Raw genomic sequence first — 23,841 nt, forward strand, 5'->3', positions numbered from 1 at the left:
TTGCGCGCGGAGGGCCGGCAAAACCGGCCCTCCTTCAAGGCTGCACTGCTCAGAACTGGTAACGCAGGCGCAGGCCGTAGCTGCGCGGGTCGTTCAGGAAGCGGACGTTGATGCCGGAACCCACCAGGGCCTTCTGCGAGACATCGTTGCCCAACAGATTGTTGCCCCAGGCTTCCACGCGCCAGTTGCCGCTCAGTGAGGTGAAACCGATGCCCGCGTTCAAGGTGGTCTCGCCCTTCTGGCGGTCAGGGAAGCCGGCCGCAGCGGCGCTTTCGGTACGGTCATGGACCAGCTCGCCACTTGCTGGATCCTGTCGGATGAACTCCACGTCCCGGTTGTTGTACTGGGTGAGGTAGAAGGCCGAGCGGTACGAGGCCAGCAACTGCCAGTCGAAGGTGCCAAAGCGCAGCTCGGTCGTATGCTGCAGCCTTACGTTGAAGGTAAGCTTCGACGCCAGCGGCAGTTCGTTGCCGGACAGGTCGATCAGCGAGGTGGCACCACCGGCGTCGTAGTTCTGGCTGCGGACATCGGCGACGGTGCCACGCTTGATCTCGCTGTCCATCCAGAGGGCGTTGATGTTGACCATGAAATTGTGCGGAAAGCGCAAGGTGCTTTCCGCCTCCAGGCCGTACACCGCGGACTTGCCGACGTTGCGGTTGACCAGGGCATAGCCGGTGGCTTCACCGGTGGTCGGGTTGGTGGCGATCACCGCCAGGTCCTGGAACACCTGGTCGCTGTAGTCGTAATAGAACCCGCTGACGTTGAAGGTCGAGGTGCGACCCAGCATCTGGAAGGAGTTCTTGCTGCCGATCTCGTAGGCAATGATCGATTCGGGCTTGAAGGTCTCGGGAATCTCCTTCGGATCAAACGTGTCGTTGAAACCCCCCGCCTTGTGGCCGGTCGACACCAGGCCGTACAGCAGGCTGTCATCGCTCACGTCGTACTCGAAACCCGCGCGCCAGTCGGTAAAGCTGAACTTGCTCTTGCCGAACTGCTGGGCCGGAATCGCGCTGACCTGGGCCCAGCTCTGGTACGGGCAATCGACGGTATCGCCACCGATGTCGGGGCGATCCACGCAACCGAATGGGCCGCCATCGGGCACCGCGCCGATCTGCTGCAGCAAGGTGTCGTTGCGACCATGTCGCAGCACACCCTGCAGCAGGAAGCGGGCCATCTCCGCCTGCGAGTTGATGTTGCTGACGTCAAAGTTCGGACGGCTCATGAAAGCCGGCTCGAAGCCGGGCGTGCCGAGGCGCGTGGCAAAGTCCCCGCCCTGGCCAGGCAGGCCCAGCGACCAGTTGCCGCCAATGCCGTAACGCGACTTCTTCTCCTCGGAGTAGCGCAGGCCGCCCTTCAGGCGCAGGCGATCGTTGACGTCGAATGTACCGTCGGCGAAAACGGCGGATGACTTGCCATTGACCTTGGGCATGGTGAATTCAGTGCCCGAATACCAGCGCCCTTTGTCCACCAGCGAAAGGTAGCCCACCCGCTGGTCCTCATTGAAGTGGAACAGGCCGGTGGTCCAGCGCAGCCGTTCGTCCTGGTCGGACGTGAACCGCAGCTCATGTACCTGCGACTCCGACTCGGTCAGCCAATACTGCGTGGAGTAGTTGTCGTAGTCGATGCCGCCCGGGTTGCTGGGTGATACCGGATCGATGTTGCGGCCCGGCCAGAGGATGCCTTCGCTCTGCGCATTGGTCTGGCGGTAGTCCACGTTGCGGTAGCTGCCGTTGTACTCCACCGCCACCTTGCCGAAGTCATAGGAAATGCTGGTCTGCGCCCCCCAGTTGGTGCTGTCGAGCTTGCCCTGCGCGCCGCGGTAGATGATCTTTCGCAGGTCGACATCGTCCGGCAGGTAGCCGGCCTTGGCGGCGGTGTAGACGTTGGCGCCTGGATAGCCCGTACCGCCCTCCTTGCCGATGTCGGCCATTGCGAAGATCGACAGCTTGTCATCTGGCTGGTAGAGGAACGACAGGCGTGCGCCCCGGTCGTCCTGCACGCCAGCCGGTTCCAGGTCCTGCGCGCGTCCAGCATTCTTGAACGGAGAGTCTTTCTCCACCTTGTAGCCAGCCACCCGGAAGGCCGCGCCACCGCCGATCGGAAGATTCAGGGCGAATTCGCCACCGCGATGGTCACGATTGCCGGCCTCGGCCTGGACGTACCCGCCGAACGCTTCCAGGTCAGGGCGCTTGGTGATGATGTTCAGCGTGCCGGCCAGCGCATTGCGGCCGCGCAGCGTGCCCTGCGGGCCCTTGTTGATTTCCACCCGCTCGACATCGTAGAACATCCCGCCCAAGCCGCGCGGTCGTGCAATGTAGGCCCCGTTGATGTGGGGCGCGGCGCCTGGATCACCCAGCTCGGTGTTGTTCGAAGAACCCACGCCGCGGATGAAGATCTCCAGGTTGCCTTCCTGGTTGGCCATGCTCATGCCTGGCACCAGGGCTTGGATGTTGCGCAGCTCATTGTTGATGCCCAGCGCACGCGTGTCGTCCGCAGAAATTGCCTGGGCGGTACCTGCATATTTCTGCAGGTCCTGTTCCCGGCGTTCGACGGTGACGATGACGGCGTCCAGCGTCGAGGCCTCCCGTGCCTCGCTGGCGGCGGTGGAACTGCTTTCCTTGGCTGATTGCGCCGCCACCGGCAGCGCCGCAGTGGCGGTGACGATGGTGGCAAGGACTGCCTGTGCGAGTGTGCTCTTCCTGAAATGGACGGTCATAGGGTCCCTCTCTCCCCATAGATGATGTCTGGACGTTCCCGCGCCGTGCGCCGGACGTGGGCTCTTGTAAGTGCCGACTGACAACGCTGTCAATCAGAATGAACGATGGATGACCAGAAGCTTGGGAAATCAGACAGTTGAGCGATCAGCAGTGCCGCTTGGCACGCCGCATTTGCTGCAGTGCGAAACGAAATCGGGCGGCGTTGCGCTCGCCGTACGGCTGCACCCGCCGGATTGGATCAGAACGCAGGCCGGCGGCGAGGGCCATCGAGTTCGCGTGTTCCCTTGGCGGGCTGCGGGGGCCATTCGTGTGGCGCCGTGATGATGCTGCCATGTGGTCGGGCATGACTTCAGGCACTCGGTCATGACTACACCTGTAGTCAATGTAAGCAGGCATTCACCGTAGGAGATGCCAATGAACACTGCACGATGGCTGTCCAGCTTCGCGGCCTTGATGCTGGCCGTCCCTGTACTGGCCACCACGACCACCACGACCACCACGGCCGACGCCGTCGCGACAATCGAACACAATGCCCGTGCCGCGCATTCGGACGCGGTACTTGTCTGGAAGGATGGAAGAACACTGCTGGAGCCCCGGCCAGGGACGGGCGATGAACCGGTTCACCTCATGTCGGCCACCAAGTCGGTGGTGGCGCTTGCCATCGTGCTTCTGCTGGACGAGGGAAAACTGGCCTCGCTCGACGAGCCGGTAAGCAACATCTTCGCGGAGTGGAAGCAGGGGCGGAAACGGGACATCACGGTACGCATGCTGCTGGACCATACCTCTGGCCTGCAGAACCTGGCCAACGCGGGGGAAGAGCTGGAAGCTGCGCCGGACCTGGTCAAGCTTGCGCTGGCTGCAGAGCTGAGCAGCGATCCAGGCACCACGTTCTCCTACAACAACAAGGCCACCAATCTGCTGCCCGGCATTGTCGAGCGTCTGGCAGGGGAACCGATGGATGCCTACCTTGAGGCGCGCCTTTTCAAGCCGCTGGGCATTGCCCGATATACGTGGTTGAAGGACGGTGCGGGCACGCCCTTGGGCATGGCCGGATTGTCGCTGAGCGCCCGCGATCTGGCGACCATCGGGCAGCTGCTGCTTGATGGCGGCGTCACCCAGGCGGGTACGCGCGTGCTGAGCGAGCGGTCGGTGGCGCTGCTGACGGCAGCAAGTGCCCGCTCGCCGGATGTTGGTCTCCTGTGGTGGCGCATTCCAGCATGGGAGCGTTATGAGCTGAAAGGCCAGATGGCCGGCTTCCTGGCGCAGCATGAAGTCAGCGATCCGGTCCAGCAGGCATTGCTGGCCACCGAGGGCAGGGCATTCGACAGCAGGAGTGCACTGATTGCGTACATGGCCGAGCGACTTGGGGCGGACTGGCCGCAGCACTATGGCAGCGAGATCACCGGTCGTGGACTCAAGCTCTCCGACATGTTCGACATCCAACGCGGCCCAACCGTTGCCTACGCCGCCAATGGCTACCTGGGCCAGCACCTGGTCATCGTTCCGCAACAGCAGGTGGTTGCCGTGCGCCTCATCCACCGACGCGACACCCATCGCGCTCCATTGGATGACTACGCGACGTTCCCGGCGGATGTACTCAAACTGGCCCAGGCGCTTCAGTGAAGGGAGGAGCCGGGCCTGTGCCCGGCTCCTCGTCCACTACTTCATGCTGCTGGCCGGAGTGGCAGGGCGTGCCACTACTTCGGCATCAGCACAGCATCAACAACGTGGATGACGCCGTTGGATTGGTTGACGTCGGCGATGCTGATACCTGCTTTGCCGCCCTTGGCGTCGATCACCCACAACATGCCGTCATGAAGTGCGACGGTAAGCGGCTCGCCTTGCACAGTCTTCAGCGTGGCTTTTCCACCGTGCTTCCTGGCATCGGCCAGGAGCTGGGCGGAACTGAAGCGTCCTGGCACCACGTGGTAGGTGAGGATCCGTGTGAGCTGTGCCTTGTTTTCAGGCTTGACCAGTGCATCGACCGTGCCTGCTGGAAGCTTGTTGAAGGCGGCATTGGTGGGTGCGAAGACAGTAAAGGGACCGGCGCCATTGAGCGTATCGACCAGGCCCGCGGCCTTGACCGCTGCCACCAGGGTGGTGTGATCCTTGGAGTTCACAGCGTTTTCAACGATGGTCCTGGTCGGGTACATCTCGGCCCCGCCAACCATCACGGTATCTGCGGCGAAGCTGGCGGAAGCGGTTGAGACGAGTACGGCGAAGCTGACTGCGGCGGCGATGCGCTGAAGAGCGTTCACGGTGCGTTCCTCGGTAGGATGCCCGCACAGCGCGGGCATCCTACATACGGCTGGCGGGAGCGGCTGGATGCACCAGCGTGATGCTGAGGCCGGCGTCGATCGAATCCACGCTGCCGGACAGACGTGCGGTCATTGACCAGAGCCGCTCGCTGCCGCCCACAGGGCAAAATGGACTGCGTGGGCATCACGAGCCGTTGATCGGCAATCGCGTGGACGAAAACGGATTCTCCTACAGACTCCAATCGACCCGCAGGCCGGCGATCAGCGCATTCGGTAGATCATGCTGGCGTGCGGGTTCGTTGAACTGGTCCGGATGCACGATGTAGTGCAGGTTGGGTGCGACCCGAAGCTGCGGGGTGACCTGGATGCCATAGCTCAGTTCCATCATCACCTGGCTCCCGTGCGGGGTACCGCTGCCACCCGCCGCGGCACGGGCGAGGCGCAGGTTCTCCAGCGCGATGCTGCTGTACTTCTGCTGGGTCACGACGAAGGCGATGCTGTCCTGCGGCCGGCTGGCGAACGTGCCTTTCTGCACCAGGCCGGCCTGCAGGAAGTGATCCTCGATCAACTGGCCGGAGGTACCCTTGAGTGCGGCACCGAAGAGGGTCAGGCCACGACCGCTGCCATCGCTGCTGAGCTGCTGCTCGAACCGGGCGAACGCACCGGAGCGACCATGACGTGTCGCGTACTCCTGGCCACTGAGCAGCGCCGACATGCCGTTGGCATCGCGCAGCGGGTCGCGGTAGGTCGAGTTGTCCTGCCAGCCACCCAGTTCGTAGCGGGCCTTCAAGCGCGCCGACGCGGGGCTGCGCCAGCCGATCGTGTAGGGCACGACCCAGCCGGTGGCCTGGTTCGTGCTCCATTTCAGGCCGTGCTGGCCATCTTCGGCCTGGCTCGGGTCGACCTGGTACGCGCCCACGCGTACGTAGACATCCGGCGTCACCCATGCCGTGGCATCAGCCATCCAGCTCGATACCGGCCACCATGTGAAGCTGCTGGTGCGGAACACATAGGTCGGGTTGCCGCAGGCCGAGTTGCCCTGGAAGTACTGGCACCACTCCGAACCGAGATGATGGATGTTGGCGACGCTTCGCCCTGCTTCCAGCACCAGTCGGTCGTTGAGCAGTTTCTGCTCGATCGTCAGATTGGCCAGGCGCGTTCCCTGGCCACCGTAGATCTCCTGCACCGAGGTGCTGTTGCCCGTACTGCTGTTGGCGAGATTGGTGCCGTGGCGGTTGATGCCGTAAGCCTTGATCGTTGCGCCCCGCCAGCCGAACGCGGCGTCCAGGTCCACGTCGGCACCGAACATCAGCTGGCCGGCATAGGCCGTGCCGCTGCGCTTGCCGCCGTCAAGCGTGGCGGCCGCCTCGCCGGTGTAGGCGAGCCTGGGAGTGAAGACGTCGCTCGCGTCTGCGGTGGCGGCCAGGGATGGCAGGGCAAGCGCGATCGCCATCGGCAACATGTGTCGGGAAGAGCGGGTCATGGGCGAGGGTCCTTGTGCAGGGCGTAGGTCGCTGCGCCCCTGCGTGCGCAGGGGAGGTGGCAGGGGCTTGGCGATGGGGTGGATCAGGCCGGCGTGGTGACCGGCTTCTTGAGGATGCGCAGCGCGACCGCAGTGACGGCCACGCCGGCCAGCAGTGCCAACAGGTAGATGCCGAGGTGAGTGACTGCGTTCGGGATCGGCAGCACGAACACGCCGCCGTGCGGCACCTTCAGCTCGACGCCAGCGGCCATCGAGATTGCACCTGCCACGGCAGAACCAAGGATCAGCGCTGGAATGGTGCGCAGCGGATCACGCGCGGCGTAGGGGATCGCGCCTTCGGTCACGAAACTGAGGCCAAGCACGCCGGCAGCACCGGCCGTGCCGCGCTCCTCGGCGGTGAAGCGGTTGCTGAACAGCCATGTCGCCAGTGCAATACCCAGCGGCGGCGTCATGCCGCCGATCATCGTCGCCGCCATCGGCGTGTAGACCTGGCTGGAAATCAATGCAGTAGAGAACGCGTAGGACGCCTTGTTGACCGGCCCGCCCATGTCCACCGCCATCATTCCGCCCAGCAGCAGGCCAAGCAGGATCGCGCTGCCGCCCTGCATGCCGCGCAGCCAGTCGGTCAGCCAGGCCAGCAGCCCGGCGACCGGCGTGCCGATCACGTACATCATCAACAGGCCGACCAGCAGCGTGCCCAGGACCGGCAGGATCAGCACCGGTTTGAGGCCTTCCAGGCTGCGCGGCAGGCGCAGCGCACGGTTGATCCAGTGCACGCCGTAGCCAGCGATGAAACCAGCCAGGATGCCGCCGATGAAGCCAGCATCCATGTTCACTGCTACCAGCCCGCCGATCATGCCGGGCGCAATGCCGGGGCGGTCGGCGATGGAGTAAGCGATGTAACCGGCCAGTGCGGGCACCATCAACATGAAGCCGGACTTGGCCCCGATCTGGAACAGCGACCAGGCCAGCGTGCCCTTGTGGGCATCGTCGAAGGCATAGATGCCGCCGAGTGCGAATGCCAGTGCGATCAGCAGGCCGCCGGCAGTGACGAACGGCAGCATGAACGACACGCCGGTCATCAGGTGCTTGTAGGGCCCGGTGGCCTTGGTCTTTTCGGTCGTGCGCCCTGAAGTTGCCGTACCTGCCTGCATGCCGGCCTCGGCCAGCGCCTTGCGGATCAGGTTCTGGCCGTCGTTGATCGCCGGTTTGGTGCCGCTCTTGAACAGGCGTTTGCCAGCGAAGCGCGACAGATCGACTTCGCGGTCTGCGGCGATCAGGACGAGGTCAGCAGCCGCGATTTCCTCGTCGCTCAACGCGTCCTGCGCGCCGACCGAGCCCTGGGTTTCGACCCGGATTGCATGGCCCAGCGCCTTGGCGGCCTGTTGCAGCCCCTCAGCCGCCATGAAGGTGTGAGCAATGCCGGTGGGGCAGGAAGTAACGGCAACGATGCGCTTGCCCGCATCCGTGCCGGCGTCGTTCGACCGTGCGGCCGCGAGCGGTGCGAGCGCCGCAATCGGGTCGTCCAGTACCTCGCCCAAGCTGGCATGCGCGATCTCAGCATTGGCGAAGCGCGCGATGTCCGGCTCACCACCACCCACCAGCAGCAGGTGCGTCGCGGCGGCGGCGTTCGATGCAGGCAGTGCGCCGGTCACGCCCTGGTCGCTGCGGATCTCGATCATCAGCTCGAGCCCGCGCTGGCGGGCGGCGCGGCGCAGCGCTTCGGCGGCAAGAACCGCCTCGATGCTGCGCTCGCCAGCGGCGATGACTACGGTGAAAGCGTGCATGGGAACTCCTGGAATTCTTCGGGTTCGTCCTTGCCGAAGGCGCTGCGGTCGGCGTGAAGCCAGCCGCCGTGCCTCCGGCAGACAGGGTCAATCCAACCGCTCGATCAGTACATCGCCGGCCCATGCGCGTACCTGCGCCGGGTCCAGCCGTCGTGCATCACCGCTTTGCAGCCGGCTCATCGAGAACGCGGTCGCCAGCCGTGCGCAGCCGGCCAGATCGAGGGCGGGCTCCAGCATCGCGGCAGCGATGCCGGCGACCATGGCGTCGCCCGCACCGACCGTGCTGCCCTGGGCCAGTCGCGGCGGTCGTGCGACCAACGCGCCGCTGCGATTAATGAACAGCGCGCCGTCGGTGCCCATCGAGATCGCTGCGAGCGCCACCCCGCGTTCGACCAGGGCCTGACCAGCGACGCGCAGGGCGCTGCGGTCCAGCAGCGGCGTGCCGGTCCAAGCCTCCAGCTCCTGGCGGTTGGGCTTGACCGCGTAGGGCAATGCACCCGCAGTGCCACTCAACGCAGCGGCAAGCGCATCGCCACTGGTGTCCAGCAGCACGCGCGCCCCGGCGGCACCGGCCTGCACCTGCAGCCGCGCCCATGCGTCGGCCGGCAGGCCGGACGGCAGGCTGCCGGACAGCACCACCGGCAGGCCCGGCAGCAGCAGGGCACCGAGCCGGCGCGACACGGCGTCCAGATCGGCATCGTCGAGTGCCAGGCCGGGCAGGTTGATGTCGGTGGTCTCTCCGTCTTCCTCGTCAACCAGCTTGATGTTGGTGCGGGTGCTGCCCGGAATACGCAGGCAGCCATCTACGATGCCGCGCGCCGAGAACAACGTACCGAACACACCGTCGTTGCCGCCACCGAGTACGCCCAGTGCCGTGGTCGGCACGCCCCAGTCGGCCAGGCAGGCGGCCACGTTGATGCCCTTGCCACCCGCATCGTCGCGGCTGCTGCGCGCGCGATGCACATGGCCCGGCCGCAGGCTGGCCAGCCGCACGGTCTGGTCGATCGCCGGGTTCAAGGTAACGGTGACGGCGCGGGCATTCATGCACCTGCTCCATCGAGGGCGCGTACCTGCTCGGCGGTTTCGCAGTCCAGCGCGGCATTGGCCAGCCTCTGCAGATCGGCCAGCGCAGTGCCGCGCAGGCGTGCCTTCACCGACGGGATGTCGTTCGGGGTCATCGACAGTTCGTCCACGCCCAGCCCTGCCAGCAGCATCGCACCGAACGGATCGCCGGCCAGGCCACCGCAGACACCCACCCAGCGCCCCTGCGTGCGTGCACCTTCCACCGTGGCGCGGATCGCGCGCAGCACGGCCGGATGCAGGCTGTCGGCTTCTGCGGCCAGCTCCGGGTTCTGGCGGTCGATGGCCAGCACGTACTGGGTCAGGTCGTTGGTACCGATCGAGAAGAAGTCGGCGTGGCGGGCCAGCGCATCGCTCTGGGTTGCGGCGGCCGGGACTTCGATCATGATGCCGATCGGCACGTCGGGTGCCTCCAGTTCGGCGCGCAGGCGCTCGCAGATGGCGCGCAGTGCCGTCAGCTCCGGCACCGAGGTGATCATCGGGAACATGATGGACAGGCGTGCACCGTCTCTGGCCGTTCGATACAGCGCACGCAGCTGCGGCTCCAGCAGGTCGGGGCGGCGCAGCAGCAGGCGCGCGCCACGTACGCCGAGGAACGGGTTTTCCTCGTGCGGCAGCTCCAGGTGGGCGACCTGCTTGTCGCCACCGATATCGAGCGCGCGCACGATCAACGGACGGCCGTCCAGCGCCTTGGCCATGGCCATGTAGGTTGCGTACTGCTCATCCTCGCTGGGCGTGCTGCCGCGTTCGAGGAACAGGAATTCGGTGCGCATCAGGCCAACAGCTTCCGCGCCCTGTTCCAGCGCCAATGGCACCTGCTCCGGCAGGTTCACGTTGGCGCCGATGTCGATGCGATGGCCATCGGTGGTCTGCGCCGGCTGCGCACGCTGTGCGGCTTCACGCGCGCGGATCTGCTGCTGCTCGGCGATCCAGGCGCGAGCCGAAGCAAGATCTGCCTCGGAGGGGGACAGGTAAAGCCGCCCGATGCTGCCGTCGATGATCGCCTCGCGGCCGGCCTGGATCGCCAGCAGTTCGGCGCCACCGGCAACCAGCGCCGGCAGGCCGAGCGTGCGCGAGAGGATTGCGGTGTGTGAGGTGGGACCGCCCAGTGCAGTGGCGAGGCCGAGCACGCGGCGGGTGTCGAGGTTGGCGGTATCGGAGGGCGACAGGTCGGCGGCAAGCAGGATGCACGGCTGCGTCGGCAGATCGGCCAGGCCGCCGCCGGCCGCAGAGGGGTCAAGCTGCGCCAGTACGCGCCGACCCACATCGCGCAGGTCGGCAGCGCGCCCGGCCAGCACCGGATTGCCCAGCGCCGCCAGCCCGGAGGCGATCTGCTCGATGGCCTGATGCCAGGACCACGCAACGCCGTGGCCTTCAACCATCAGCTGGCAGGTGCGGGTAATCAGGTCGGTGTCGTCAAGCAGCGCAGCCTGCGCCTTGAAGATTGCTGCATCCGAGGCGCCAAGGCGGCGCTGGGTGTCGTCCTGCAGCGCGGCCAACTGCTGGCGGGTGCGACCCAGTGCATCCTGCAGGCGTGCGCCGCCCTCGCCGAGCGGGGCCGGGCGATCGGCAACATCGGCCTGCGCGCTGGCCAGTACATGCACCGGGCCGATAGCCAACCCGGGGCTGGCGCCGATGCCGACGATCGCCGCCTGCGCTTCGGGCGGATTCCAGCCCGCGACCGGCGCCGCCTTCCGCTGTGCTGCACGCTCCGCATCGGTCTTTTCCTGCGCCACCAGCCCGTTCATGACCTTGCGCAGTGCGGCCAGCAGGGCGGGGGCATCGGCGCCCTCGGCAGAAACGCTCACGGCATCGCCCTCGCGAAGCCCGAGCTGCAGCAGCGCCACCAGACTCTTGGCATCGGCCACCTGATCGCCCGCGCGCACCTGCGCACGGGCCGTGAAACCCCGCGCCGACTCGGCCCAGCGCGTGGCCGGGCGGGCGTGCAGTCCGCTGGGGTAGGCAATGGTCCAGTCGAAGCGCTCGGCCAGGTCCGCCACCGGCACGTGGGCGACGGTGACCGCGACATCACTGGCCAGCGCATTGACGATGTCGCTCGCATCGTGGGTCGTGAACAACCGCTGCAGCGCGGCCTCGTCCTGGATCAGGCGGGTCAGCCTGCGCAGCAGGGTGATGTGGGTATCGGACTGGGCGGCGATGCCAACCACCAGGCGGGTGACCTGGCCCGGGTTCCATTCCACGCCTTCCGGCAACTGCAGCACCGCGATGCCGTCGCGGCGCACCAGGTGGCGGTCCTCGCCGAGCCCATGCGGGATGGCCACGCCATGGCCGAGGAAGGTGTTCGCCAGCGCTTCGCGGCGTCCCATGCTGGCCTCGTAGCCCGGCGCCACGCAGCCGGCGGCGACCAGCATCTGGGCTACCTGGGCGATGGCATCGGTCTTGTCCTGTGCCCGCGCGTCCAGGCGGATCAGTTCCCGGCTGACGGGAGAGGGGGAGGTCAGGGGCGACAAAGCGGGCTCCGGGAGGGGGTGGCTGGGGCGTATTGGGAACGTTCCCACTGCGCATTTCAATGTGCACTGCACAAAAAGCCAATAGTCCTTTGGCGTTAGCATTGTCCTTAGGGGCCATCCGGCCATGAACAGCGCACGTTTCCGGGAACGTTTCCAATGAGCATCAGCATCAACGACGTCGCACGCGTGGCGGGGGTCTCCAAATCCACGGTGTCACGGGTGCTCGGCGGCGGTCCGGTCAGCGAGGACGTGCGCGGCAGGGTCGAGCTGGCGATCCGCCAGACCGGCTATCGACCCAACCTGCAGGCCAGGCGACTGCGCTCCCGGCACACCGGCATCATCGGCCTGATCGTCGCGGACATCCGCAATCCCTTCTTCACGGCGCTGATCCGCGCAGTGGAGGAGGTGGCCTATCGCGAAGGATTGCGCGTGACCCTCTGCAACACCGACGAGGACCCGGAGCGGGAGGCGCTGTATCTGCAGTTGATGCACGAAGAGCGCATCAGTGGCCTGATCTTCGCGCCGACCCGGACCACGGTGGGCCGGCTCGAACGGCTCACGCTGGATTATCCAACGGTGCTGGTGGACCGCGCCGCCCCCGGCGGGTCGATCGACAGCGTGGTACTCGACAATCCGGCAGCGATGGCGGGCCTGGTCGAGCATCTGGTCGAGCGCGGCTATCGCCGTATCGGCGGATTGTTCGGCAGCACCAGTACCACGGCGGCCGAGCGTCGCGACGGCTATCTCGCTGCGATGCGCACCCATGGGTTGCAGCCGGACTACCGCGAGGTTGAACCCACGGCCGAAGCCGCCATCGCGACGGTCGGGCAGTGGCTCGCCACGCCATCACGCCCCGAGGCACTGGTGACCAGCAACAGCCTGCTGTTGATGGGGGCATTGAAAGCCGCCCGCAGCGCTGGGCTGGCGATTCCCGAGGCGTTGGCGCTGGCCGGCTTCGACAACGAACGCTGGACCGAACTGGTCGAGCCGGGCATCACCGTGATCGAGCAACCGGTTGAGGAGATGGGGCGGGCCGCGATGTCGATGCTGCTTGAACGCCTGCGCACGCCAGCACTGCCTGTGCGCCGGCTGGTGATGACGGGTCGGTGCGTGGGCAGAGGGTCGACGGCTGCGCGATAGCTCGACGCCCGGTTGCGGCCAACCCTGAGAGCGCCGTTCGGGTGTTGGCCGGCCGACCGTCGTCTGTTACAAGCCATCTGTACACGCAGACACCATGGATGATTGCCTTGTCAGAGCCTTACTCAGCGCTGCTCCGCCTGCAGTTGTGCCCCGAAGATCTCTCCAGATGGCTGTCCGCGCCCGTGCCCACAGCGTCCCGATGGTCCGACTGGCGATGCATCGCCGGGTAGTGGCACCTGGGAAACGGTGAATACCTGGCCTCTTCAAGCGACGAGGCGTTGGATCACCTGCTTGCGGACTGCCAGGCGCTGCTGGCCCGCTACCCCGACAATCGCGCCGCATTGAAAGCCTTCCTGGCCTCTGCACAGGCTGAGAACATCCGGGTCGCCGCCCATGACCGCAGCAGCACGCACTTTGTTGCAGGATCGCTGACCTATTCAGAAAGCCTCTACGATCTCATTGCGTTTCTTGCGGTGGCACGAAGCGCCGCCGACTTCCTGAAGGCAGGTGACCAGGGGGTGGCGCTGATCCACGACTATCTCTGGGCCGAGAACGATCAGCGGGAGACCATTGCCGCGATTGCGCTGGCAGGCCACGGCGAATCCAGCTTCCTGTCTTCCACTGACCTGGATACCGCCACCGCATCCTTCGAGACATTGGTGGAGGCCATGCTGGAAGACCGGGACGACCCGGAGTTTCATCCGCGCAACCAGCTCGATCGACTTTGACCCTCGCTGCGTGGAACCCACAGAGACGACCACCAAGGACCCCGACATGAAAGGACATCAGGCCCTCCACGCGCGCCGCGGCATGCGTCGGCTCCTCGCACTTGGCCTCTGCGCCCTGGCGGGGTCCGCCCTCGCCGGAACAACGCAACCGGCACGCACCTGGCTTGTCAGTGGCGCCGAACTCCTCACCCTGCTGCAGGGCAAAGGCGCCGACGGCTTCTGCGACGGCGATCAGTGCCGGAACCTGTCCAGCGCTCGCGCCAGCGCCTATATCCAGGGCGTTGCCGATGCCAGCCACGCCCAGTGGTGTGGCCAAGGCCGGATTCTTCCGCACGAGCTGGTTGACCGGGTCGCTTCACATCTTCGACAGCTGCCCCAAGGGAAACTGCAGCAGGATGCTGCACCCTTGGTCGTCGATGGGCTGAGGGCGGCCTTTCCCTGTGATCGAGGGGCATGACCCAGCAATGCCCGAGGTGACTCGGCCTCCTCCGCGGAGAGGTCCGCGCCCTTCGTGGAGCCCTCTCTGTTCCGCCTGAAGCTGGAGCCGAAATAGTGAAGACACACACACGAGTGGCGAGCGCGGAAGATCTTGAACAGGTCGCGATGCTGTTCGACAAGTATCGACAGTTCTACGCGCAGCCGGCAGACCTGCCATTGGCAAGGCAATTCATGCATGCACGCCTGTCAGAAGGCGATTCGCTTGTACTGGTGGCCGAGGCAGATGGGGACCGCCTTGTCGGGTTCACCCAGCTGTACCCGCTGTTTGACTCCATCAGCGCACGCCCAAGCTTCGTACTCTATGATCTTTACGTCGACAGACCAGCACGTCGCACTGGTGTTGCCCGCACCCTCATGATCAACGCCGTTGAAGAAGCACGAAGACGCGGCGCAGCGCGCATCGAGCTGCAGACGGCGAAGGACAACGCGGCTGCGCAGGCGCTCTATGCAGGACTCGGATGGCAGCGCGATGAGGATTTCTTCATCTTCGCCATTCATCCTTGATGGCCGTATCCGCCGCGCTTTGGATCGCCGAAGAACTCAGGCGACCATGGCAGAGGCGGCACGCCCTTCGAGGGCGTGCCGTGCTGGGTAGCGGGGATCAGTGAGTGATGGCGGGTGCGCCGTCGTTTCCCATCACACGCTGCACAGCCTCCTGCAATCGCTCGATATGGAAAGGCTTGGCAACAAAGGTGGCACGCCGATGGCGCAGCGGCACCAGCTGGTCGTACACCGCAGAAACGAACAGATAGGGGATGCCGAGTTCAGCCAGGCGATCGGCGACGGGGAAAACCACACCGTCACGAAGCTCCACATCCAGAACGGCACCGTCGAATCGCTGCGTATCCAGCAGCCCCAATGCATCGAACACACTGTAGGCGTGTGTTACCTGGCCACCGCCCTCTTCAAGCGCCTGTCCCATGAGGGCAACAAGGTCCAGTTGGTCTTCCACCAGCAGCAGACTGTATCGATTCCGCTGGTTCATATCGGGTTGCATTGGCACATGCCTGCGTTGCCATCGGAGCTGCAGTGTGTCCTGTGCTGCATCAACGCGACGCGTGTGGGTTGTCAGCTCGGTGTCGAAGCGACCCCGCCTCTCGATGCCGTCCACGTCGCATGGAAGGTGCCACGGGACGTGTTGACGGCGTCTTGGCGAGCGCCATGGATACTGCCGCCGTCCCCTGCACTGGAGTGTCCGTCATGCACCGATCCCACGCCAACCCCGCTTCGCCACGTGTACTGCGTGTGGAGTGCATGCGCCTGGACTGCGGAGGCGCTGCCATCGTGGTGGAGCTGGACCGCATCCCTGAACGGGCGTGGATGAAGTCATTGAAGCGGGCACTGCAGGCCGACGATCTCTTCGAGGGCGCACAAGCCAAATTCGACGGACGTTTCGTTTACGTCGTGGGCGTCGAGGGCAGCGAGCATCGTGCGCAGCATCGGGTGGTGCAGGCGCTTGAAATGCCGCAGGCAATGGTCAATACGTCGCGCTCACGCATTCCGGTGGCGGACGCGCGGCATGCCGGCAGGGTTGACGCTCAGGTTGGCCATTGATTCCAGATGGAGCGCGCGCATGCGTAGCGCATCGACGGTCACCCGTCGCAGAGCCGGCCACCCACTCCTGCGGGGCAATCCGTTGTATTGTGGACAGTGCTCGCAGCGCCCGTCAGCGAGAGGATGTTCAGGTGAACGCTTCCATGCTCCCAAGAATCGTCGGCTTCGATGTCCCGTTGCTGCATGAGCGTGTAGACGCATCCACCGACGAGGCCATCACCGCGCTGCTCGATCTGGCGCCAGGCGCCCGCTGGACAGAGATGTTCCTCATCAAGTGCAGAGCCCTGGCGTCCCAGCTCCAGCTGGCGGATGTTCGCATTGAAGGCGCCAGGATCTACTTCTACGGATCCATCAGCGATTCCCGTGGACTTGCCGACGCGGTGATGTCCATTGTCCACGTACTGAATGATGAGCTGATGCGCGAGCGGAATCACGCAGCCAGCCGCGCCTAGGCGCAGCCAAGCAGCGACCAGCACCGATCGGCGATCTCTGCTGCGCCAGGATGACCGCGCAGGCTCGATCGCTTCGCAAGCCTGCCCTGCAGATCGTCGATCCATGCCGACCGGGCGCCGTGCGGATCTCTCACATAGATATCGCAGGCAAGCCGGATAACCGGCGCCACTTCGTAGCGGAAGCTCATCGCGGGCAGGGCGCCCAGGTTGAACGCGGCCTTCCAGTGGGCCAGTTCACGCTCTACGTCCACAACGTGCTTGCTTCTTCCCTGGATCACGGCGTTACCCCTTTTTGAAACCTCACTGTACACACTTCTTGCTGCGAGCCTGTTCATGACAGTCGTTCATATGGGGCGCTTCCCCGTACGTTCCCGTAACGGCGACACGCCGACAGTCAATCGGCAGCAGACTTGCTGCGGCGGAGAATCGAAATGAACAGCGTCCCCGAACAGAACAGGAATGACCGCTCCAATGCTTCCTCTGAAGCAGAACGGCCCACGCAGCAGGGGCGGGTCGAGGGGGGCGAACCCGGAGGGGAGGAGCCTGGCAAGCAGGGACAGCAACAGCAGCAGGACAACAAGGATCGCGAGAGCCCAAAGCCAGCGGACGAAAAGAAGGGCGGTCTCGGCGGCGATACACGCCGCTGAGAAAGAGGAGGAGCCGCGCGCCGCGCGGCTGCTTCCGTTGCAGACAGGGAGCGTGCATGTCCTCGCAAAGCCAGGCGATCAGCCTGATGACCAAGATCATGTACCAATGTCGTCCGGAGAGAACCACGACGATGGCGCAATGCCGTTGCTGCCATGCGCCCAGCCCAGGCGGCATGGAGTGCGCACGGTGCCTGACCGGAAGGCTCGGCGACATGATTCAGAACCGTGGCGCAGCATTCAGCTGGCTGGACTCATTCCGCAGGGTCCAGCAGGACGAAGCACACGTGTTCGAATGCGCAAAGCGCGTCGATGCGGCATCTCCCTAGGCGTCGCATCCGGACCTGACATCGCGCAAGCGTATGCTCAAGTCATTCAGGAGCAACGCGATGACTTTTCCGATCTGCATCTACGATAGAACGGGCACGGGGCTCCGGCTGCCCGCGGGATGGTGGATCGACCTTCAGTCCGATCTGCCTGCACTGGTGAAGGGTGCCGCGCGCATCGACCTTCCGCGATCTTCAAAGGACGAGCATCCACGATTGGATCCTGAAGTTCTCAGGGATCTCTTCCGGCGCATTGGAGGCTCGCAGTGGCTAGGTTGAATCCAACCCAGTCCCTGGGAGTGCGCTGGCTGTTCTTTCGCCTTCGCAACGGGCAGTCCATCAGTCCCGCGAGGCTGATGTCTGTCTGGTCCGAGGCGGCTGAATCCAACGACTGCGCCGTGCGCCGTGAGATCATCGACGGCGCTGGCTACGTCTATGCCTTGTATGCGCCCAACAGCCTGCTTTCACCCCGGCGCGTGGAGCTGCGCATGAGGGCGCTGCTGGAGGAGGCCGGCTACGCCTTCACGATGGGCAGCCTGGCGGGGCGGCACCCGGGCGGCGGCTGAAGCGCGGCGCTGACGCGGCGGCCGCACAATCCAGGACAACAGGTCTCATTTCGGGCCGTCTGGCTCCAGGGGGTCGTCAGGCACTGGATCAAAGAGCGCCAGCATCCGTTCGCGGCGGCACTGCTCAAGCCAGTGGTGCCATATCTCCACCTCGTCCATCAGCCCTGTTGCACCGCATGCAGGGCAGGTGAGCGTCGTGCCCGATGGACTCGTCTGAATGCCGGCGTCCTCGGTCATTGATGAGCGCAGGCCGCAGCTCTTGCAGGTCGATCGCAACTGATCGAGGCGAACGATGGCGCCATTGCGCGCAAGAAGGGGCTGGATCGCATGGATCCGGAAGGCATTGGGAGGGTGCATGGCCGTGTCGTCTTGGGCTGGACACGGGAGCAAAGGATTCTGCGCCGGAGAAGAGCCGTGAGGGTGCAGTGTCCTCCGTCGGAGGTTAACCCTTCATCAAAGTGCGGGACGCGCTCCATCGTTGGCCTGAAATCCCACGCCCGCAATCGTGCACTGACACGGCACCCGGCGCATATCCGGTGCCAGCCCTGCTTCTGGGCAGGAAGGGCTCCGCCATCACAACGGAGCCCCGGTCACTCACTTTTCCTGCAGGAACGTCAGCAGATCCTGGTTGACCTTGTCCTTGTGGGTGTCGGTCAGGCCATGCGGCGCACCCGGGTAGACGATCAACCTGGCGCCCTTGATGAGCTTTGCCGATTGGCGGCCTGAGATATCGATCGGCACGATCTGGTCGTCGTCACCGTGGATCACCAGCGTGGGCACATCGAACTTCTTCAGGTCCGCGCGGAAATCGGTGGCCGAGAACGCGGCGATCGAATCGTAGGTGTTCTTGTGGCCGCCCTGCATGCCCTGCGCCCACCATGCATCGATCAGCCCCTGCGACACCTTCGCGCCCGGGCGGTTGAAGCCGTAGAACGGGCCCGACGGGATGTCCTTGTAGAGCTGCGCGCGGTTATCCATCTGTGCCTTGCGGATGCCATCGAACACTTCGATCGGCAGGCCGTTGGGGTTGTCGGCGGTCTTCAGCATGAACGGCGGCACCGAGCTGATCAGCACGACCTTCTTCACCCGCCCGGTGCCATGCCGGCCGATGTAGCGCGCCACCTCGCCGCCACCGGTAGAGAAACCCACCAAGGTGACATCGTGCAGGTCCAGCGTATTGATCACCGCGGCCAGGTCATCGGCGTAGTGATCCATGTCGTTGCCGTCCCACGGCTGGCTGGAACGGCCGTGGCCACGACGGTCATGCGCGATCACGCGGTAGCCATGATCGGCCAGGAAGATCATCTGCGATTCCCAGCTGTCCGAGTTCAACGGCCAGCCGTGGCTGAAGGTCACGACAGGCCCGTTCTTCGGGCCCCAGTCCTTGTAGTACAGCTGCACGCCGTCGGCGGTGGTGATGTAGCTGGCGGTGCGCGCGATGCTGGTGGCCGCCGCCGGCGTGGCCGGTTCGGCGGCATGCGCAGACAGGCCGGCCTGGACCGAGAGGGCGAGGGCGGCAGCGGCCAGGGTACGGGCGAAGGTGTTCATGCGGGAACTCTCATGGGTGGGTGGTGAGACGTACTTTGCGCCTGCAATCAGGCATCCGGGTGATGAACTGTCCGGATTTCTTGATAGATCGTCCTGCACGGATGTGCGCATACGGGCTATTCGCCATCGCATGTTGACAAGGTAGAACGTGCGTTCTACCTTGTGGCCATGAGCAAGACCACCACCGATACGCATCAGAAGATCCTGGCCACGGCCGAGGCGCTGATCTACCAGAACGGGATCCACGCCACGGGCATGGACCTGCTGGTGAAGACCTCGGGCGTGGCGCGGAAGAGCATTTACCGCCACTTCGAGAACAAGGACGACGTGGCCGCTGCGGCGCTGAGGGCGCGCGACGTGCGTTGGCTGGCCTGGTTCCGGCACGAGTGCGAGAAGGCGGACACCCCGGAAGCACGCATCCTCGGCATGTTCTCCGTGCTCAAGAACTGGTTCCAGTCCGAGGGCTATCGCGGGTGTGCGTTCATCAATACCGCAGGCGAGGTCGGCGACCCAGCCGATCCGATCCGGCAGATCGCGCGTGATCACAAGCAGAAGCTGTTCGACTACACGCTGGAACTTACCGGGCAGCTGGATGTGGAGCAGCCGGCGGCATTGGCCCGTCAGCTGCTGGTCCTGATGGAAGGCGCCATCACCCTGTCGCGCGTGATGGGTGATTACGACGCCGCAGACACCGCGAAGGATGTCGCGAAGCTATTGCTGGAACAGGCCAGGCGTTAGCGCCTGGGTACGCCAGATCGTTTGAAGCAACCCGTGTGTCCATTTCGATTGGAGGTTTCCCCGTGTCCACTGAACACCCCCGTCCGCCGCTTCCTCCGTTCACCCTCGAATCGGCCACGCAGAAGGTGCGCCTTGCCGAGGATGGCTGGAATTCCCGCGATGCCGACAAGGTGTCGCTTGCCTATTCGCTCAACACCCAGTGGCGTAACCGTGCCGAGTTCACCAACGGCCGGGAAGAAGCCCGGCAGTTCCTGGCACGCAAATGGAACAAGGAGCTCGAGTACCGCCTGATCAAGGAGCTCTGGGCCTTTACCGAAAACCGAATTGCTGTCCGGTACGCCTACGAATGGCACGACGACTCCGGCAACTGGTTCCGCTCCTATGGCAACGAGAACTGGGAATTCGGAGAGGACGGCCTGATGCAGCGCCGCTTCTCGAGCATCAACGACCTACCGATCAAGGAGAGCGACCGCAAGTTCCATTGGCCGCTGGGGCGTCGCCCGGATGATCATCCGGGGTTGTCGGAGCTGGGTATGTGAGTTGCCGGGCACAGACATGGTTGCCCGTAGCGATAACTGCGAAGGCGGGTCGGCATTGCTTCCCGGAACGCAACATGACGTACCCCTCCACGGGCCTACCGCACCTGCGGCGTGCTGCCTAGGCTGATCCCACACGGCACCTGCCGTGTCCCGGGCCCACCGCTCACGCAGTGGCCCACCTTCCCATGAGCCACGCAGTGCTGGCGTGCCAGGCATCCGCGCTCTGGTCGCGCCGCGCCCTGCGTCGTGGGAAAGCGCCCGGAATCGCTAGCGCCAGCCTTGCATTGCTGCCCGCCAAATGGCTCTTCGTGGAGATCCCTCATGTTCAGTATGGAAAACACCGCCGCGCCCATTGCCCCCGCCCTCGATGAACTGGTGCCCTCGCGCTACGCCCTGAAAGTGGGCGACGTCGAAGTACTGGTGATCAGCGATGGCGTCCTGCCGTTGCCCACCCAGATGCTCGGCCACAACGTACCGGCGGCCGACCGTGCCGAATGGTTCGAAGAAATGTACCTGCCGCAGGATGCCTTCGACTGGGCATTGAACGTAATGGTGGTGCACAGCGGTGACCGCACCATTCTCATCGATGCCGGCCTGGGCATGGACCCGGACCTGCAGCTGCCGCGCGCCGGCCAGCTGATCCGTCGCCTCGGTGCTGCCGGTATCAACCTGGGCGAAATCACCGATGTGGTGATCACCCACATGCACATGGACCACGTCGGTGGGCTGCTGGTTGAAGGTGTGAAGGAACAGCTGCGCCCGGACCTGAAGATCCACGTGGCCGCAGCGGAGGTGGAGTTCTGGAAGTCGCCGGACTTCAGCCGCACCAACATGCCGCAGGGTTTCCCCGATGCGCTACGCGCCACGGCCAAGCACTTCTGGGCCGAGTACAGTAGCTATGTGCATACCTTCCAGGACGAACAGCAGATCGCGCCAGGCGTGACGGCCCGCCGTACCGGTGGGCATACCCCGGGCCACTGCGTGGTGCGCGTAGCGTCCGCGGGGCAGGCCCTGACCTTTGCCGGTGACGCGGTGTTCGCGGTCGGCTTCGACCAGCCGAACTGGCACAACGGTTTTGAGCACGACCCGGAGGAATCCGCACGCGTACGCATCGCTCTGCTGAAGGAACTGGCCGGCACCGGCGAAATGCTGGTGGCCACGCATCTTCCGTTCCCGTCAGTGGGCCGGGTGTCGCTGGAGGGCGAGACGTTCCGCTGGGTACCGGTGTTCTGGGACTTCTGATCGGATTCTGCGGATACAGCGCAAGCAAGGGTTTTCGACGGGGCGCATCGGCGCCCCGCTCGAATCCCGCAAGGGCGAGGCCGACAACGGACGCCATCCACACCTGGCGTGGAACTACTGGATGTCGGTAGGGCGAGCCAACCGCTGCAGCTTGTGCGGGTTGCGCTGCACCAGGACCTGCGTGATCCGTTCGCCATCGGTCTCGAAGGCCATCGCCGCCTCCAGCACGCCATCGAAATAGCGCAGCAGTCCCAACCGTCCATTGAGCATGGCCGGGACCATCCGCAATTGCGCGCTGCGCCGCAGGTGCGGGGCATACAGCAGCTGGGCAATGCGTGCGCCCCCGACCATCGGCCCGGGGAAGCTGGTCACGATACCGCCGCCGTCACCCACCAGCTCGGCCGATTCGGCCATCAGCGCCTTCATCGTGCGGAAATCTCCACTGGATGCGGCCTCGGCGAAGCGGCGCAGCAGTTTCTGGTGCACGTCCTGCGGGACGTTGTAGCGCGGGCGCTCCTGCCTGAGCTGCTGACGTGCGCGATGTACGATCTGCCGGCAGGCGGCTTCCGTCTTGTCCAAGGCCCGCGCGACCACCGCGTAATCCTGATCGAACACATCGTGCAGCAGGAAGGCCGCACGTGCATCCGGGGCCAACCGTTCCAGCACACTGAGGAAAGCGACCGACAGATCGCTGGCGGTTTCCAGCACGTACTCCGGCGTGGCGGTGTCATCGGTCAGCAGCGGCTCGGGCAACCACATGCCCACATAGTGTTCGCGCGCATGCCGGGCCAGGCGCAGGCCGTCGATGGCGCGACGGGTGGTGGTCGCCACCAGCCAGGCTTCCGGATTCTCGATCTGTGACTGGTCGGCGCCATGCCAGCGCAGCCAGACATCCTGCACCACGTCCTCGGCTTCGTGCGAAGAGCCAAGCATGCGGTAGGCCACGCCGAACAGGCGTGGGCGGAGGCGTGAGAACAGCGCTGTGGAATCGTCCATGCCAGCGTAGACGGGACAGGTCCCCGGATTGTGACACCCGGGAACCTGTCGTTGGTGCCAGCGCCGGACGTGCAATCAGTGCGGCGGCAGCACCGCCGGCTTGCCGATGTCCTTGATCAGGAACACCACGAACTTCGCCGGCTCCGTAGCGCTGGCGTTGCGGCCTACGGTGTGCAGATCGGCCGGGCCTTCATGGAAGGCCTCGCCCGGGCCAAGGGTAACTTCCTTGCCGCCGGCCACACCCATCACGATCCGTCCTTCCAGGACGTAGACGAAGCCATGGGCATCGTGGCAGTGGACGGGATCAGCACCACCCGGCGGGTACTCCACGGTAAGGATCAGCGCTTCCTTGCCGGGCTGCTCCGGAAGGGCGCGGGTCATCACCTCGCGCACCCGGGGCTCGGGCGCTGCAGAGGACGGGGTGGCGGCAGCGCCGCACAGTGGCAGCAGCGCAAACAGGGCCAGAACAGGACGACGCATGGCAGGTCTCCAATGCGGTGGAGGAGGGCCGCTGCATGGTGCAGCGGCGGAAGGATCAGGCCAGGCCGGCCTTGTCCAGGCCAAAGGCCGCGTCCAGGGTGCCGGGCGTGGTACGGAAGGCGACATTGGCACGGTTCCAGGCGTTGATCGCCATCACCGCGTGGGTCAGGTTGACCATTTCCTGATCGGACAGCTGGCCGCGCACGCGCGCGTACAGCTCGTCCGGCACGCCCTGCGCCGGCAGCTGGGTCAGTACTTCGGTCCAGGCCAGGCAGGCGCGCTCGCGTGGGCTGAACAGTGTCGATTCACGCCATGCGGCCAGGTGATGCAGGCGCAGCGGGCGCTCGCCGCGCAGGGTGGCCTCCTTCACGTGCATGTCCAGGCAGAAGCCACACCCATTGAGCTGCGATGCACGGATGTTGACCAGATCGATGATGGCCGCTTCGATCGAGGCGGTGTGGGCGGCATGCGAGTACAGGCCGAGCTTCTTGAACAGTTCGGGGGATTGCGCGGCGTAATCCAGGCGTGCGTTCATGGTGTGTTCCTGTAGCGAGTGAAGGGCACAACGAGGCTAGGCCTGCATTCGCAGTGCCG

27 protein-coding genes are annotated in these 23,841 nt (G+C 65.1%); 14 read left to right on the forward strand and 13 right to left on the reverse strand.

What is annotated here, in order from left to right:
- Nucleotides 1–49: 49 nt before the first annotated feature.
- The gene (locus AASM09_RS10830) at nt 50–2,716 is read right to left on the reverse strand and encodes a TonB-dependent receptor (RefSeq protein ID WP_049430755.1); all 2,667 of its coding nucleotides are present in this window, start codon (nt 2,714–2,716) and stop codon (nt 50–52) included.
- A 415-nt stretch (nt 2,717–3,131) separates the two neighbouring features.
- On the opposite strand from AASM09_RS10830, the gene AASM09_RS10835 reads away from it, so the two are divergent.
- Nucleotides 3,132–4,340, forward strand: coding sequence for a serine hydrolase domain-containing protein (locus tag AASM09_RS10835; protein ID WP_238378712.1), 1,209 nt, complete (start codon nt 3,132–3,134; stop codon nt 4,338–4,340).
- 74 nt (nt 4,341–4,414) lie between these two features.
- On the opposite strand, the gene AASM09_RS10840 is transcribed toward AASM09_RS10835, so the two are convergent.
- The 5 genes from AASM09_RS10840 to ptsP all read right to left on the reverse strand — a co-directional run bounded on the left by AASM09_RS10840 (nt 4,415) and on the right by ptsP (nt 11,796).
- The gene (locus AASM09_RS10840; RefSeq protein WP_197619201.1) at nt 4,415–5,014 is read right to left on the reverse strand and encodes a fasciclin domain-containing protein; all 600 of its coding nucleotides are present in this window, start codon (nt 5,012–5,014) and stop codon (nt 4,415–4,417) included.
- A gap of 190 nt (nt 5,015–5,204) precedes the next feature.
- Nucleotides 5,205–6,458 (reverse strand): carbohydrate porin, encoded by a 1,254-nt coding sequence (locus AASM09_RS10845; protein ID WP_049430751.1) that lies wholly within the window; start codon nt 6,456–6,458, stop codon nt 5,205–5,207.
- Nucleotides 6,459–6,541: 83 nt separating this feature from the next.
- Nucleotides 6,542–8,245: a PTS fructose transporter subunit IIC gene (locus AASM09_RS10850; protein WP_049430748.1), complete on the reverse strand. Its 1,704-nt coding sequence runs from the start codon at nt 8,243–8,245 to the stop codon at nt 6,542–6,544.
- 87 nt (nt 8,246–8,332) lie between these two features.
- Nucleotides 8,333–9,289, reverse strand: coding sequence for a 1-phosphofructokinase family hexose kinase (locus AASM09_RS10855; protein WP_049430747.1), 957 nt, complete (start codon nt 9,287–9,289; stop codon nt 8,333–8,335).
- Nucleotides 9,286–11,796, reverse strand: a complete 2,511-nt coding sequence (gene ptsP / locus AASM09_RS10860) for a phosphoenolpyruvate--protein phosphotransferase (protein ID WP_100443853.1) — start codon at nt 11,794–11,796, stop codon at nt 9,286–9,288. The genes AASM09_RS10855 and ptsP overlap by 4 nt, the downstream gene beginning before the upstream one ends.
- Before the next feature lie 156 nt (nt 11,797–11,952).
- On the opposite strand from ptsP, the gene AASM09_RS10865 reads away from it, so the two are divergent.
- The 4 genes from AASM09_RS10865 (at nt 11,953) to AASM09_RS10880 (ending at nt 14,666) form a co-directional block, all read left to right on the forward strand.
- The gene (locus AASM09_RS10865; protein ID WP_049427839.1) at nt 11,953–12,936 is read left to right on the forward strand and encodes a LacI family DNA-binding transcriptional regulator; all 984 of its coding nucleotides are present in this window, start codon (nt 11,953–11,955) and stop codon (nt 12,934–12,936) included.
- A 278-nt stretch (nt 12,937–13,214) separates the two neighbouring features.
- A complete protein-coding gene (locus AASM09_RS10870; protein WP_343369033.1) occupies nt 13,215–13,664 on the forward strand; it encodes a hypothetical protein in 450 nt (149 codons plus the stop codon).
- A gap of 46 nt (nt 13,665–13,710) precedes the next feature.
- Nucleotides 13,711–14,121, forward strand: a complete 411-nt coding sequence (locus tag AASM09_RS10875) for a Rap1a/Tai family immunity protein (protein WP_343369035.1) — start codon at nt 13,711–13,713, stop codon at nt 14,119–14,121.
- Between the two features lie 95 nt (nt 14,122–14,216).
- Nucleotides 14,217–14,666, forward strand: a complete 450-nt coding sequence (locus tag AASM09_RS10880; RefSeq protein WP_197619191.1) for a GNAT family N-acetyltransferase — start codon at nt 14,217–14,219, stop codon at nt 14,664–14,666.
- A 97-nt stretch (nt 14,667–14,763) separates the two neighbouring features.
- Here the strand turns inward: AASM09_RS10880 and AASM09_RS10885 are convergent, their stop codons facing one another.
- Nucleotides 14,764–15,159 carry a response regulator gene (locus tag AASM09_RS10885; RefSeq protein WP_049427847.1) on the reverse strand — a complete coding sequence of 132 codons (396 nt, stop codon included), beginning with the start codon at nt 15,157–15,159 and terminating at the stop codon, nt 14,764–14,766.
- Nucleotides 15,160–15,416: 257 nt separating this feature from the next.
- On the opposite strand from AASM09_RS10885, the gene AASM09_RS10890 reads away from it, so the two are divergent.
- Entirely contained in the window at nt 15,417–15,716 is a 300-nt protein-coding gene (locus AASM09_RS10890; protein WP_238380333.1) for a hypothetical protein, read from the forward strand.
- A gap of 131 nt (nt 15,717–15,847) precedes the next feature.
- Complete coding sequence (locus tag AASM09_RS10895) at nt 15,848–16,168, forward strand: hypothetical protein (protein WP_019336574.1); 321 nt, start codon at nt 15,848–15,850, stop codon at nt 16,166–16,168.
- Here the strand turns inward: AASM09_RS10895 and AASM09_RS10900 are convergent.
- Complete coding sequence (locus tag AASM09_RS10900; RefSeq protein ID WP_219632004.1) at nt 16,165–16,503, reverse strand: hypothetical protein; 339 nt, start codon at nt 16,501–16,503, stop codon at nt 16,165–16,167. The two genes, AASM09_RS10895 and AASM09_RS10900, sit on opposite strands and share 4 nt — an antisense overlap.
- Before the next feature lie 96 nt (nt 16,504–16,599).
- Between AASM09_RS10900 and AASM09_RS10905 the strand changes: the two genes are divergently transcribed.
- Genes AASM09_RS10905 through AASM09_RS10920 form a run of 4 tightly spaced genes read left to right on the forward strand, consistent with a single transcriptional unit; the run spans nt 16,600 to nt 17,704 of the window.
- The gene (locus AASM09_RS10905) at nt 16,600–16,815 is read left to right on the forward strand and encodes a hypothetical protein (RefSeq protein WP_080354976.1); all 216 of its coding nucleotides are present in this window, start codon (nt 16,600–16,602) and stop codon (nt 16,813–16,815) included.
- 56 nt (nt 16,816–16,871) lie between these two features.
- Nucleotides 16,872–17,141, forward strand: coding sequence for a hypothetical protein (locus tag AASM09_RS10910; RefSeq protein ID WP_049427849.1), 270 nt, complete (start codon nt 16,872–16,874; stop codon nt 17,139–17,141).
- Nucleotides 17,142–17,201: 60 nt separating this feature from the next.
- Nucleotides 17,202–17,417 (forward strand): hypothetical protein, encoded by a 216-nt coding sequence (locus AASM09_RS10915; RefSeq protein WP_080354977.1) that lies wholly within the window; start codon nt 17,202–17,204, stop codon nt 17,415–17,417.
- The gene (locus tag AASM09_RS10920) at nt 17,405–17,704 is read left to right on the forward strand and encodes a hypothetical protein (protein ID WP_049427851.1); all 300 of its coding nucleotides are present in this window, start codon (nt 17,405–17,407) and stop codon (nt 17,702–17,704) included. The genes AASM09_RS10915 and AASM09_RS10920 overlap by 13 nt, the downstream gene beginning before the upstream one ends.
- 45 nt (nt 17,705–17,749) lie before the next feature.
- Here the strand turns inward: AASM09_RS10920 and AASM09_RS10925 are convergent, their stop codons facing one another.
- Both AASM09_RS10925 and AASM09_RS10930 read right to left on the reverse strand, forming a co-directional pair.
- A complete protein-coding gene (locus AASM09_RS10925) occupies nt 17,750–18,061 on the reverse strand; it encodes a hypothetical protein (protein WP_049427854.1) in 312 nt (103 codons plus the stop codon).
- A 237-nt stretch (nt 18,062–18,298) separates the two neighbouring features.
- The gene (locus tag AASM09_RS10930; RefSeq protein WP_049427856.1) at nt 18,299–19,252 is read right to left on the reverse strand and encodes an alpha/beta fold hydrolase; all 954 of its coding nucleotides are present in this window, start codon (nt 19,250–19,252) and stop codon (nt 18,299–18,301) included.
- A 168-nt stretch (nt 19,253–19,420) separates the two neighbouring features.
- On the opposite strand from AASM09_RS10930, the gene AASM09_RS10935 reads away from it, so the two are divergent.
- The 3 genes from AASM09_RS10935 (at nt 19,421) to AASM09_RS10945 (ending at nt 21,771) form a co-directional block, all read left to right on the forward strand.
- A complete protein-coding gene (locus tag AASM09_RS10935) occupies nt 19,421–19,990 on the forward strand; it encodes a TetR/AcrR family transcriptional regulator (RefSeq protein WP_049427858.1) in 570 nt (189 codons plus the stop codon).
- Nucleotides 19,991–20,052: 62 nt separating this feature from the next.
- Complete coding sequence (locus AASM09_RS10940; RefSeq protein WP_049427860.1) at nt 20,053–20,529, forward strand: DUF1348 family protein; 477 nt, start codon at nt 20,053–20,055, stop codon at nt 20,527–20,529.
- A 321-nt stretch (nt 20,530–20,850) separates the two neighbouring features.
- Nucleotides 20,851–21,771 (forward strand): MBL fold metallo-hydrolase, encoded by a 921-nt coding sequence (locus tag AASM09_RS10945; protein WP_049427862.1) that lies wholly within the window; start codon nt 20,851–20,853, stop codon nt 21,769–21,771.
- Between the two features lie 114 nt (nt 21,772–21,885).
- Here the strand turns inward: AASM09_RS10945 and AASM09_RS10950 are convergent, their stop codons facing one another.
- From AASM09_RS10950 to AASM09_RS10960, 3 genes are all read right to left on the reverse strand, one after another.
- Nucleotides 21,886–22,767: an RNA polymerase sigma-70 factor gene (locus AASM09_RS10950; RefSeq protein ID WP_049427864.1), complete on the reverse strand. Its 882-nt coding sequence runs from the start codon at nt 22,765–22,767 to the stop codon at nt 21,886–21,888.
- A 75-nt stretch (nt 22,768–22,842) separates the two neighbouring features.
- Nucleotides 22,843–23,247, reverse strand: a complete 405-nt coding sequence (locus tag AASM09_RS10955; protein ID WP_049427866.1) for a cupin domain-containing protein — start codon at nt 23,245–23,247, stop codon at nt 22,843–22,845.
- A gap of 55 nt (nt 23,248–23,302) precedes the next feature.
- The gene (locus AASM09_RS10960; RefSeq protein WP_049427867.1) at nt 23,303–23,782 is read right to left on the reverse strand and encodes a carboxymuconolactone decarboxylase family protein; all 480 of its coding nucleotides are present in this window, start codon (nt 23,780–23,782) and stop codon (nt 23,303–23,305) included.
- Nucleotides 23,783–23,841 lie beyond the last annotated feature (59 nt).

Origin of the sequence: Stenotrophomonas maltophilia (genome assembly GCF_039555535.1) — a bacterium.
In the GTDB taxonomy this organism is placed as follows: domain Bacteria; phylum Pseudomonadota; class Gammaproteobacteria; order Xanthomonadales; family Xanthomonadaceae; genus Stenotrophomonas; species Stenotrophomonas maltophilia_Q.